Here is a 12,776-nt window from a genome sequence, read left to right as displayed (position 1 = left end):
TATACTACTTTTCAAAAATTTTGTCGTAAAAAGAATTAATCGCTTCAATATACCCTTCTCCATGATAGGTATTGGTCATGGCTTGAAAACCTTGTAAGTGTCCTCCTTTAAACAGTACCACTTGACTTTTAGGATTTAAGGGTTTCACGCGATTACTGTCCTGTACTGTTGTCAAGCCGTCGCGATCACCAGCAAAAAATAAAACTGGAATAGACAAACGCGTTAGTGCCTGATCATAATCGAGAGCCTGTTCAGGTAATTTTGTTTCTTTCTGTAAGAATTGATCTAACTTTGTTACAATTGCTTTAGGGCTTACCATAAATCCATCGGCTATTAAGTAATCATACGATTCAACATCACGAGCCAAAACAGCAGCAATAGTTCCTGTTGACAAAGCCCAAACGCCTATTTTGGTCTGAAATTTGGTCTTTGCATAAGCAACAACCGCTTGTAAGTCCGTCGCAAATTCATCATAGTACAATTGATCTTCCTCTAAGGTAAAGGCATCGCTTTCGCCAAATCCGCGATAATCAAACAATACTACATCATATCCTTGATTCACAACCTCTATGGCTTGTCTCAACCAGTACGACATATTGCCCGCATCTCCATATGCCAAAACCAAGGTTCTATTTAACCTTTTCCCTTCTTTCGCATATAAAATCCACGAATTTAAGCTGTATCCATCTTGCGTTTTGATGCGAACCTCTTCATATTTAAAATTTGAATTTACAGGATAATCTACATACTCCTTTACGGGAGTGATAGCCCCCACTAGATTCACAATCAACAAAGTAAATAAACAAAGTAAATGCTTCATTTGCAGCGATATTTTAAATAAAAACCAAAGATACAACAATACTTCCTTTCAAATAATTGCAAGCTTTCAAAAAAAAGACTTACTAATGATATTCTAATATTTTTCAGTTTTGCATTTGAATACTCGAGAATAAAAAGGCGAGACATTATAAGGCTATCATTTAATAAATTCATACTTTTGTTTGATATAAAATTTAATACTATGCAACATATTATTGATCGTTTCATCAGTTATGTAACTGTTGATACTGAGTCTGATCCTTCTTCTCAAACCTGCCCAAGTACTGAAAAGCAATGGGATTTAGCAAACAAATTAGTTGAGGAACTAAAACAAATTGGTCTAGAAGACGTAACAATAGATGAAAACGCATATGTGATGGCTACTTTGCCAAGCAATGTAGAACACGAAGTACCTACGATTGGTTTTATTGCGCACTTTGATACATCACCTGATTTTTCTGGTGCTAATGTAAAACCACAAATTGTGCCAAATTACGATGGTGGAGATATCGTTTTAAACAAAGAGTTAAACATTATTCTATCCCCTTCCTACTTTAAAGATCTAGTACAATATAAAGGTCAAACGTTAATCACTACTGACGGAACTACTTTACTAGGAGCGGATGACAAAGCTGGAATTACAGAGATTGTTTCTGCGATGGAGTATTTAGTTCAACATCCAGAAATAAAACACGGAAAAATTAGAGTTGGATTTACACCGGATGAAGAAATTGGGCGTGGCGCACATTTATTCGATGTAAAAAAATTCGGTGCTGAATGGGCTTATACCATGGATGGAAGTCAAATTGGAGAATTAGAATACGAAAACTTCAATGCGGGATATGCGAAATTGACTTTTTCAGGAAAGAGTGTACACCCAGGATACGCAAAAGGTAAAATGGTTAACTCTATTTTGTTGGCGAATAAATTCATCAACAAATTACCGAAAGATGAAGTGCCTCAAAAAACGACTGGATATGAAGGATTTTTCCACGTTCATACTGTAAGTGGAAGTATTGAAGAATCAGTTGTAGAATTGATTATCCGCGATCACAACTTGAAAAAATACGAGCAAAGAAAAGTATTTATCGACAAGTTAGCCAAGAAATTCAACAAAAAGCACAACAAAAAATTCGGTGGACCGATTGTTTCTTGCGAAATTGGAGATCAATACTTCAACATGAAACAAAAAGTTGAGCCTGTCATGCACATTGTTGACACAGCAGAACAAGCGATGAAAGATTTAGGTATAAAACCTTTAATCAAAGCCATTCGCGGTGGAACTGATGGATCTCAATTATCTTATATGGGATTACCTTGTCCAAACATTTTTGCAGGAGGACATAATTTCCACGGAAAATACGAATATGTTCCAGTTGAAAGTATGGTAAAAGCAACAGAAGTAATCGTTAAGATTGCAGAGTTAACAGCTAAAAAACAATAACCCTATAGTACAAAAGAAGCGAGCTTTAGTAGCTCGCTTTTTTATTTCTCATATTCTGATTGTAGGATAGACATGACAATCTTATCGTGAAAAGCACCATCTCGATAGCAGGCTTCTCTCAAAACTCCTTCTACGTTAAAACCTGCGCGCTCATATGCTTTGACTCCTCCAATATTCGGTTGAGAGACGGTTAACATAATGCGATGGAGATTGAGTACCTCAAAACCATACGCAACAACCTTTTGAGTTACGATTGTTCCTATTCCTTTTCCCCATTGATTTTTGTCTCCGATAAAAATAAAATATTCACCACTCTTATTTAAGGTAGAAATACCACTAATTCCGGCATAACCAATCAGCTCTTTCGTAGTTTCCACATAAATTCCAATGTTATATGTGTTCTGTTCCTCTAATAAACGGTCAAACCAATTTTTAATTTGTTCTGGAGAATTTAAACGCTGAAATAAACTCATCGAGTATTTTATTACATCATCGTCATTTAACCAGGAATAAAAAGGAATCACATCTTCTTTGCACAAAGGTTCTAACACAATCATAAATAGTTTTTTTTTAGAAGTTAGGCTAATTTCAAAGATAAGCTTCAAAAAGTAAAAAAGCTTATTTAGCAAGAATAAAAAAAGCCCTAACACGAGGTGTTAGGGCTTCTAAGATTGTATAGATACAAAGGATTAGTTTCCTTTTTCCATTCTTTCTTTTAACTCAGCAAGAGCATCAATATCTCCTAAAGTAGTTTTTTCTGTAGCGTTTACTGAAGTTTCAGCAGACTTTACATTTTTCTCTTCTTCTTCACGGAAAATTGCAGTGTGAGAAGCAACTACTCTTTTGAATTCTTTGTTGAACTCAATGATTTTGAATTCAGCTGAATCCGCTTTTTTCAATTTCTTACCGTCTTCTTTTTCTAAGTGACGAGTTGGAATGAAAGCTACTACATCTTCTTCGAATATTACAGTAGCTCCTTTGTCAACTAATTCAGAAATCTCACCATTGTGGATAGTACCTACAGCGTAAGCATCTTCGTATTTATCCCAAGGGTTAGCAGTTGTTTGTTTGTGTCCTAAAGATAATTTACGTCCTTCAACGTCTAACTCTAATACAACAACTTCTAAGTTATCACCTACGTTTACGAACTCCGATGGGTGTTTAATTTTCTTCGTCCAAGATAAGTCAGAGATGTAGATTAATCCATCAATTCCTTCTTCTAATTCTACGAATACACCAAAGTTAGTAAAGTTACGAACGATACCTGAATGCTTAGATCCTACTGGATACTTAGATGTGATATCAGTCCAAGGATCTTGTGATAATTGTTTAATACCTAAAGACATTTTTCTTTCTTCTCTATCAAGAGTTAAGATAACTGCCTCTACCTCGTCTCCAACTTTTACGAAATCTTGAGCTGATCTTAAGTGAGTAGACCAAGACATTTCAGAAACGTGGATTAAACCTTCAACACCTTCAGCAACTTCGATGAAAGCACCGTAATCAGCTAAAACAACTACTTTTCCTTTTACTTTATCACCAACGTTTAAGTTAGCATCTAAAGCATCCCAAGGATGAGCGTAAAGTTGTTTTAAACCTAATTGAATTCTTGTTTTCTCGTCGTCGAAATCTAAAATTACAACATTTAATTTTTGATCTAACTCTAACACCTCGCTTGGGTGGTTGATTCTTGACCAAGATAAATCTGTAATATGGATTAATCCGTCAACACCTCCTAAGTCAATGAATACTCCGTAAGAAGTAATGTTTTTAACAACACCTTCTAACACTTGACCTTTTTGTAATTGACCGATAATTTCTTTTTTCTGTACTTCGATATCTGCTTCGATAAGCGCTTTGTGAGACACAACAACGTTTTTGAATTCGTGGTTAATTTTAACTACTTTGAATTCCATTGTTTTGTTTACGTATTGATCGTAATCACGGATAGGCTTAACGTCGATTTGAGAACCTGGTAAGAATGCTTCGATTCCGAATACGTCAACGATCATACCTCCTTTAGTTCTACATTTTACGAAACCATTAACGATTTCTCCAGACTCATGAGCAGCGATAACTCTATCCCAAGCTTTGATTGTACGAGCTTTTCTGTGAGATAATACTAATTGACCGTATTTATCTTCTCTAACGTCGATTAATACTTCAACTTTGTCTCCTACTTTTAAGTTTGGATTGTAACGGAATTCGTTTAATGAAATAACACCTTCAGACTTAGCATTGATATCTACAATAGCGTCTCTGTCAGTAATTCTCACTACAACTCCCTCAACTACTTCCTCGTCGTCTGTAGAAATAAAAGTTTTGTCTACTAAGCTTTCAAACTCTTTTAATTGTGTTGCATCAACTGCATCGATACCATTTTCATAGTTATCCCAATTAAAATCATTTAAAAATTCTTCCTGTGTTTTAATGTTTTCAGACATGTGCTGATAATTAATTTGTATTCTGTATTATCTAGTTTCGTTATTCAGCAATAAAGAACAGAAGTGGTTTTACATATATAACTCTTTGACTTTTAGTGAAACAGCGCTGATCTAAAAGCTGTGCAAAAGTACAACATTTTTTAATTGTAAAAAATATATTTCTATAAATTTTAAAATCAAATCACTCTACTTGAAAGTCTTAGCAAAAAAAAGCTAACGAATCGCTCCGTTAGCTTTAATCCATTTTATAATAATGAAAAAAGAATTAATTACTCATGTGTAGTTGTTCATTATCTTGCGTGTCTAATGAACGCTTTTTCGAAAACCCCTTTTTAAAGAATTTACTATCCTTATAGAGTTCCCAGTTCATCAAACCTACACTCAACAAGACTACAACCAATCCTCCAATTTGAAGACTTGTAATAATATCATCTGTAAAGAAGTAACTTAATGCTACCGCTACCACAGGATTAACATAAGCATAGGTACTTACTTCTGTAACAGGTCTATTCTGAATCAACCAAATGTATGATCCAAAGGCTAAAATTGAACCAAAGGTGATTAAATAGGCTAAAGAAAACCAACCTGAAGTCGAAATTTCATAGATATCAAATTGCGCATATTCACCATTCAACAAAGCTACAATAGTAAATAAAATCCCTGCGGTAATCATTTGCCACGACGTTTTTACCATCACGTGTAAATCTTCCCCTTTATCTTCGTTTTTTGCTCTTGAATATTTAGAATACAGGGATCCTACTGTCCAAGCAATAGACCCTAAAATCAACAACACCATACAAAAAATGTTCAATAAACGTTGACTCTCATCTCCTGCAATGGTAATTTGTTCGGCAAACAACATAATTACTCCAACAAATCCTAGAATTAAACCCAATACAATTGGCAAACTTGAGAAATTGTGTTTCCATTGTGGTCTGTCTAAAACAATAAACCACAACGCTGCTGCTGCTGCCATAATAGCTGCAATACCACTTGACACGTGCTGTTCTGCCCAAATTAAAGCTCCCATATCTATAAACAACAACAAAAATCCTGTTATACAAGCCTGTTTTACTACCTGCTTGTTGAAGATTTTATAGCCGCGCATTTTACAATACGTTAATAAAATCACACTGGCTGCAAAAAATCGCAACGATCCTAAAACAAAAGGAGTAAAATCACTCAATGCTTTATGAATGAAAAAGAAAGTAGACCCCCATACGAAGTACACCACCAAATAGGCTCCTAATACTACTTTATTATTCGTTTGATTTGTAGCTACTGCTTTCATAACTATTCTAATGTGTCTGGAATTATTAATTTATTATCTTCTTTTACGGTCTGCAATACAATGATTGTTCTTGTCGAAATGATTCCCTCGATTTTTGATAGAGAATTGCGCATTAAATGAACAAGCGCTATCGAATCTGATGTTCTTACTTTAACGATATAGCCATCATCACCAGCTATATCGTGTACTTCTAGTACTTCAGGAATCTCAGCTAAGGCTTTTCCGGTGTTTTCATCTCCAATAATTTCATCTACCTTAATAAAGATAAAAGACAACATCTTTTGATTAATTGCATTCGGATTCACTCTTGCATGATACGCGACAATTGCGTCTTTATGTTCCAGTTTCTTCACGCGTTCTAACACTGCGGAAGGAGCCATCCCAAGTTCACGAGCCAATTCAGAATTATTGATTCGAGCATTGTCTTGCATCATGCGCAAAATCTTCAAATCAATTTCATCTAACTTATATTCCATCGTTTTCTAGTTTTACCCTGCAAAGATAATACAAAAGAATAATATACGGAAATCTTTAATCTTTAATGAATAATATTCGGTAGTTAAATATTTGTAAACAAAATAATTCTGTGTAAAATACAATAATTAAACTATTAGGAAAAAAATGCCGTTAAAAAAATCATATTGCTACTTTTTACCTAATTATACAGTCAAAATAATAACATAAACCACTATTAACAGAGATATAAAGCGAATAAGATAGAAGAGGTATTCGTTGGGAGATGTTTGTCGCTTGTCGTTGGTTGTTTGAATATTCTCTAAATAAGAGAGACTTTCCTTTTAAATAAGGAGAGAGGGTGAGAGGGGTTTGTCGTTTGTCGTTGGTTGTTTGAACATTCCAAAATAAGGTGAGTTGATGAGAGGGTGAGTTGTTTGGTGTTTGTCGTTGGTTGTTTGAACATTTCTAAATAAGAGAGACTTTCCTTTTAAATAAGGTGATTTGATGAGTTGATGAGTTGATGAGTTGTATGGTGTTGTTTGTCGTTGGTTGTTTGAATATTCTCTAAATAAGAGAGGCTTTCCTTTTAAATAAGGTGAGAGGATGAGGGGTTTGTCGCTTGTCGTTGGTTGTTTGAACATCTCTTAAATAAGGAGAACCGTTTTTAATCGACCATCTTCACAACAATCAACCCACAACCCCCAAAAAAGCATAAAACAAAAAAGCCTGACTACTAACGTAATCAGGCTTTTTAAAAGAAGGGCGACGACATACTCTCCCACCGTGAGGCAGTACCATCTGCGCTAGCGGGCTTAACTTCTCTGTTCGAAATGGAAAGAGGTGAGCCCCGCCGCAATAACCACCCTAAAGCGGTTGTTATAAATTCCTAAAAAGGATCCTATAACTAATATTGTATATTATAACGTAACAAATACTTACTTTTTTTAGAAAGTTGCCCTCCCTCTACACAAGGTAGAGGGAGATACACATAAGCTTACGGGCTATTAGTACTACTCGACTATGACATTACTGCCTTTACATCTATAGCCTATCAACGTTGTCATCTTCAACGGCCCTTTAAAGAAATCTCATCTTGTGGTGGGTTTCGCACTTATATGCTTTCAGCGCTTATCCCTGCCCAACGTAGCTACTCTGCGATGCCCCTGGCGAGACAACAGATGCACTAGAGGTTGGTCCAATTCGGTCCTCTCGTACTAGAATCAGATCCACTCAAATTTCTAACGCCCACAGTAGATAGAGACCGAACTGTCTCACGACGTTCTGAACCCAGCTCGCGTGCCACTTTAATGGGCGAACAGCCCAACCCTTGGGACCTTCTCCAGCCCCAGGATGTGACGAGCCGACATCGAGGTGCCAAACCCCCCCGTCGATATGAGCTCTTGGGGGAGATCAGCCTGTTATCCCCGGCGTACCTTTTATCCTTTGAGCGATGGCCCTTCCATGCGGAACCACCGGATCACTATGCTCTACTTTCGTACCTGATCGACTTGTTAGTCTCCCAGTCAAGCTCCCTTATGCCATTGCACTCTACGCACGGTTACCAAGCGTGCTGAGGGAACCTTTAGAAGCCTCCGTTACTCTTTTGGAGGCGACCACCCCAGTCAAACTACCCACCAAGCAATGTCCTCTGCAATGCAGAGTTAGATCTCAAATAAGCAAAGGGTGGTATTTCAACAATGACTAACCTACGCCTGGCGACGCAGGATCGAAGTCTCCCACCTATCCTACACATCACTTATCCAAGAACAATACTAAGCTATAGTAAAGGTGCACAGGGTCTTTTCGTCCCACTGCGGGTAATCGGCATCTTCACCGATACTACAATTTCACCGAGCTCATGGCTGAGACAGTGTCCAGATCGTTACACCATTCGTGCAGGTCGGAACTTACCCGACAAGGAATTTCGCTACCTTAGGACCGTTATAGTTACGGCCGCCGTTTACTGGGGCTTCAATTCAATGCTTCTTCTTGCGAATAACATCTCCTCTTAACCTTCCAGCACCGGGCAGGTGTCAGGCCCTATACCTCATCTTACGATTTTGCAGAGCCCTGTGTTTTTGATAAACAGTCGCCTGGACCTTTTCACTGCGGCCAGCTTGCGCTGGCGACCTTTCTCCCGAAGTTACAGGTCTATTTTGCCTAGTTCCTTAGCCATGAATCTCTCGAGCGCCTTAGGATACTCTCCTCGACTACCTGTGTCGGTTTACGGTACGGGTACTAATAATCTAAGTTTAGAAGCTTTTCTTGACAGCCCTTAGGCACACTATCTCGTTGTTCGAAAACGCTGAGTACTATCGCATTTCTCCATCAACTACGCATTTTACTATAGCTGATATAGGTACGTGCTTCAACGAACTATTCCGTCAGTTCGCGGTGCTTTCATCACTGTGTCACTCCATCACAATTATTAGTAGTACGGGAATATTAACCCGTTGGCCATCGACGTCCCCCTTCGGGTGTGCCTTAGGTCCCGACTAACCCTAAGCTGATTAGCATAGCTCAGGAAACCTTAGTCTTACGGCGGGGGTGTTTCTCGCACCCCTTATCGTTACTTATGCCTACATTTTCTTTTCTATAAACTCCACCATACCTCACAGTACGGCTTCTACGTCGATAGAATGCTCCCCTACCACTCACGTTTAAAACGTAAATCCATAGCTTCGGTAGTATACTTATGCCCGATTATTATCCATGCTCGATCGCTCGACTAGTGAGCTGTTACGCACTCTTTAAATGAATGGCTGCTTCCAAGCCAACATCCTAGCTGTCTGGGCAATCAAACCGCGTTTTTTCAACTTAGTATACATTTGGGGACCTTAGCTGATGGTCTGGGTTCTTTCCCTCTCGGACATGGACCTTAGCACCCATGCCCTCACTGATGATTATCATTAATTAGCATTCGGAGTTTGTCAGGAATTGGTAGGCGGTGAAGCCCCCGCATCCAATCAGTAGCTCTACCTCTAAGTAACTATGATCATCGCTGCACCTAAATGCATTTCGGGGAGTACGAGCTATTTCCGAGTTTGATTGGCCTTTCACCCCTACCCACAGGTCATCCGAAAACTTTTCAGCGTTAAACGGTTCGGTCCTCCATTTAGTGTTACCTAAACTTCAACCTGCCCATGGGTAGATCACACGGTTTCGCGTCTACCACTACTGACTAAAGCGCCCTATTAAGACTCGCTTTCGCTACGGATCCATGACTTAATCACTTATCCTTGCCAGCAACGGTAACTCGTAGGCTCATTATGCAAAAGGCACGCCGTCACCCCACAAAGGGGCTCCGACCGCTTGTAGGCGTATGGTTTCAGGATCTATTTCACTCCGTTATTCACGGTTCTTTTCACCTTTCCCTCACGGTACTGGTTCACTATCGGTCTCTCAGGAGTATTTAGCCTTAGCGGATGGTCCCGCCAGTTTCAATCAGGGTTTCACGTGCCCCGACCTACTCAGGATACCACTATCCTTATCTTCTCTTACTTATACGGGACTATCACCCTCTTCGGTTTACCTTTCCAGGTAATTCTAATTCAATCCGCAAGAAATGTCGTGGTCCTACAACCCCAATATTGCCGTAACAACATTGGTTTGGGCTATTCCGCGTTCGCTCGCCACTACTAGCGGAATCACTTTTGTTTTCTTCTCCTCTGCCTACTTAGATGTTTCAGTTCAGCAGGTTCGCCTCCTATTCGGATACTATGTCTTCAACATAGTGGGTTGCCCCATTCGGATATCTACGGATCAATTCGTGTGTGCCAATCCCCGTAGCTTTTCGCAGCTTATCACGTCCTTCCTCGCCTCTGAGAGCCTAGGCATTCCCCATACGCCCTTATTTTGCTTATGTGCTTACAATTCTTTCGAATCGTACTTTCTATAAAATTTTTATTAAATAATAATATGAATTACTATCTAACTGTATTTGTCGTTACAATATGTCAATGATCGTTTTGGACCGTAGTCCTTGTGGAGAATATCGGAGTCGAACCGATGACCTCCTGCGTGCAAGGCAGGCGCTCTAGCCAGCTGAGCTAATCCCCCGTTTTTAGGTCAACAGCTAACAGTTTACGGTTAACAGTAACTTTCAACGGTTTAACTAACCTCTAGAATTTCCTTTGTAATACTTAGTAGTCCCGGGCAGACTCGAACTGCCGACCCCTACATTATCAGTGTAGTACTCTAACCAGCTGAGCTACGAGACTCTGTATATTACTTATTTTATATTTGAACAAACAGCGAGAGTAAATAAACCAACCTCTTTTTTTCTCTAGAAAGGAGGTGTTCCAGCCGCACCTTCCGGTACGGCTACCTTGTTACGACTTAGCCCTAGTTACCAGTTTTACCCTAGGCAGCTCCTTGCGGCGACCGACTTCAGGTACCCCCGGCTTCCATGGCTTGACGGGCGGTGTGTACAAGGCCCGGGAACGTATTCACCGGATCATGGCTGATATCCGATTACTAGCGATTCCAGCTTCATGGAGTCGAGTTGCAGACTCCAATCCGAACTGAGACCAGTTTTTGAGATTCGCATCCAGTTGCCTGGTAGCTGCTTTCTGTACTGGCCATTGTAGCACGTGTGTAGCCCAGGACGTAAGGGCCGTGATGATTTGACGTCATCCCCACCTTCCTCGCGGTTTGCACCGGCAGTCTTGTTAGAGTTCCCGGCATGACCCGCTGGCAACTAACAATAGGGGTTGCGCTCGTTATAGGACTTAACCTGACACCTCACGGCACGAGCTGACGACAACCATGCAGCACCTTGTAAATTGCCCGAAGGAAAGTCTATCTCTAAACCTGTCAATCTACATTTAAGCCCTGGTAAGGTTCCTCGCGTATCATCGAATTAAACCACATGCTCCACCGCTTGTGCGGGCCCCCGTCAATTCCTTTGAGTTTCATTCTTGCGAACGTACTCCCCAGGTGGGATACTTATCACTTTCGCTTAGCCACTCAGTCCGAAAACCGAACAGCTAGTATCCATCGTTTACGGCGTGGACTACCAGGGTATCTAATCCTGTTCGCTACCCACGCTTTCGTTCATCAGCGTCAATAAGTATGTAGTAATCTGCCTTCGCAATTGGTATTCCATGTAATATCTAAGCATTTCACCGCTACACTACATATTCTAATTACTTCCATACTATTCAAGTCTAGCAGTATCAACGGCAATTTTACAGTTAAGCTGTAAGATTTCACCACTGACTTACTAAACCGCCTACGAACCCTTTAAACCCAATAATTCCGGATAACGCTCGGATCCTCCGTATTACCGCGGCTGCTGGCACGGAGTTAGCCGATCCTTATTCTTACGGTACCGTCAAATATCTACACGTAGATACATTTCTTCCCGTACAAAAGCAGTTTACAATCCATAGGACCGTCATCCTGCACGCGGCATGGCTGGTTCAGAGTTGCCTCCATTGACCAATATTCCTCACTGCTGCCTCCCGTAGGAGTCTGGTCCGTGTCTCAGTACCAGTGTGGGGGATCTCCCTCTCAGGACCCCTAATCATCGTCGCCTTGGTATGCCGTTACCACACCAACTAGCTAATGATACGCATGCCCATCTTTCACCGATAAATCTTTATTAATCAAATGATGCCATCCAATTAAACCATGAAGCATTAATCCGAATTTCTCCGGGCTATTCCTCTGTGAAAGGTAGGTTGCATACGCGTTACTCACCCATCCGCCGGTCTCTAGAAAGCAAGCTCTCTATACCCCTCGACTTGCATGTGTTAGGCCTGCCGCTAGCGTTCATCCTGAGCCAGGATCAAACTCTTCATCGTATATTTTTAATATTGTAAAAAGTTAGCTAGTTTATTCGTGATCCTAAAATCACCTTACTCTCTTTATTTTGTATGCTGTTGTCCAATATGTCTATGATCGTGTTTCAATCTCGCTACTACTTGATTTTCGAAGCGAGTGCAAAAGTAATCAACTTTTTCGATTTGACAAAAAAAAATTTGATTTTTTTTCTGTATCCCTCGTCAACCAGTCGGTTACTAAAGCGAGTGCAAAAGTAAAAACTTTATTTGAACTGGCAAAACTTTTTGAGAAAAAATTTTTCTTCCCTTTTTGCCAATCCTCAGTGTTTACTGAAGCGGACTGCAAAGATAAGACTCTTTATTTCATTAATCCAAATTTATTTTTGAAAAATATTTCTGAACCAATCTGTCGTCTTTTCCTCTGCTTTTCTATGAACGTCTGCTTGTTTAATGCGGATGCAAAAGTAGCACCTTTTTTGCCACTTCCAAATTATTTGTTGCTTTTTTTGCAATGATTTTACACCTTTATTCGCAAC

Annotated in this window: 6 protein-coding genes, 2 tRNA genes and 3 rRNA genes; 1 reads left to right on the top strand and 10 read right to left on the bottom strand. The window is 39.7% G+C overall.

Going from position 1 to position 12,776, the window contains the following annotated elements; translation table 11 throughout:
• Positions 1–4: 4 nt before the first annotated feature.
• A complete protein-coding gene (locus tag FBR08_RS09885; protein ID WP_158962555.1) occupies positions 5–820 on the bottom strand; it encodes an alpha/beta hydrolase in 816 nt (271 codons plus the stop codon).
• Positions 821–1,021: 201 nt separating this feature from the next.
• Here FBR08_RS09885 and pepT point away from each other — a divergent pair, with 201 nt between their 5' ends.
• Positions 1,022–2,263, top strand: a complete 1,242-nt coding sequence (pepT, locus tag FBR08_RS09880; protein ID WP_158962554.1) for a peptidase T — start codon at positions 1,022–1,024, stop codon at positions 2,261–2,263.
• 41 nt (positions 2,264–2,304) lie between these two features.
• On the opposite strand, the gene FBR08_RS09875 is transcribed toward pepT, so the two are convergent.
• The 9 genes from FBR08_RS09875 to FBR08_RS09835 all read right to left on the bottom strand — a co-directional run bounded on the left by FBR08_RS09875 (position 2,305) and on the right by FBR08_RS09835 (position 12,261).
• Positions 2,305–2,820, bottom strand: a complete 516-nt coding sequence (locus FBR08_RS09875) for a GNAT family N-acetyltransferase (protein WP_158962553.1) — start codon at positions 2,818–2,820, stop codon at positions 2,305–2,307.
• Between the two features lie 132 nt (positions 2,821–2,952).
• Positions 2,953–4,707 carry a 30S ribosomal protein S1 gene (gene rpsA, locus FBR08_RS09870; RefSeq protein ID WP_158962552.1) on the bottom strand — a complete coding sequence of 585 codons (1,755 nt, stop codon included), beginning with the start codon at positions 4,705–4,707 and terminating at the stop codon, positions 2,953–2,955.
• Positions 4,708–4,972: 265 nt separating this feature from the next.
• The gene (locus FBR08_RS09865) at positions 4,973–5,998 is read right to left on the bottom strand and encodes an EamA family transporter (protein WP_158962551.1); all 1,026 of its coding nucleotides are present in this window, start codon (positions 5,996–5,998) and stop codon (positions 4,973–4,975) included.
• Between the two features lie 2 nt (positions 5,999–6,000).
• Positions 6,001–6,474 carry an Lrp/AsnC family transcriptional regulator gene (locus FBR08_RS09860; protein WP_158962550.1) on the bottom strand — a complete coding sequence of 158 codons (474 nt, stop codon included), beginning with the start codon at positions 6,472–6,474 and terminating at the stop codon, positions 6,001–6,003.
• A gap of 737 nt (positions 6,475–7,211) precedes the next feature.
• Positions 7,212–7,321 (bottom strand): 5S ribosomal RNA (gene rrf / locus FBR08_RS09855).
• A gap of 117 nt (positions 7,322–7,438) precedes the next feature.
• Positions 7,439–10,319 (bottom strand): 23S ribosomal RNA (locus tag FBR08_RS09850).
• Positions 10,320–10,439: 120 nt separating this feature from the next.
• Positions 10,440–10,513: transfer RNA gene (locus FBR08_RS09845), tRNA-Ala, on the bottom strand.
• A gap of 87 nt (positions 10,514–10,600) precedes the next feature.
• Positions 10,601–10,674 (bottom strand) — tRNA-Ile (locus tag FBR08_RS09840).
• 69 nt (positions 10,675–10,743) lie between these two features.
• A 16S ribosomal RNA gene (locus FBR08_RS09835) occupies positions 10,744–12,261 on the bottom strand.
• Together the 16S, 23S and 5S rRNA genes with 2 tRNA genes alongside form the textbook arrangement of a ribosomal RNA operon.
• Positions 12,262–12,776: the final 515 nt, after the last annotated feature.

Origin of the sequence: Myroides fluvii, from assembly GCF_009792295.1 — a bacterium.
Lineage (GTDB): Bacteria > Bacteroidota > Bacteroidia > Flavobacteriales > Flavobacteriaceae > Flavobacterium > Flavobacterium fluvii_A.
Note: the sequence above shows the minus strand (reverse complement) of the source record. Positions and strands in the feature narration are given on the sequence as shown.

Coding starts and splice junctions, on each gene's coding strand:
- FBR08_RS09885 (WP_158962555.1), bottom strand. CDS start 820: ATGAAGCATTTACTTTGTTTATTTACTTTGTTGATTGTGAATCTAGTG.
- pepT (WP_158962554.1), top strand. CDS start 1,022: ATGCAACATATTATTGATCGTTTCATCAGTTATGTAACTGTTGATACT.
- FBR08_RS09875 (WP_158962553.1), bottom strand. CDS start 2,820: ATGATTGTGTTAGAACCTTTGTGCAAAGAAGATGTGATTCCTTTTTAT.
- rpsA (WP_158962552.1), bottom strand. CDS start 4,707: ATGTCTGAAAACATTAAAACACAGGAAGAATTTTTAAATGATTTTAAT.
- FBR08_RS09865 (WP_158962551.1), bottom strand. CDS start 5,998: ATGAAAGCAGTAGCTACAAATCAAACGAATAATAAAGTAGTATTAGGA.
- FBR08_RS09860 (WP_158962550.1), bottom strand. CDS start 6,474: ATGGAATATAAGTTAGATGAAATTGATTTGAAGATTTTGCGCATGATG.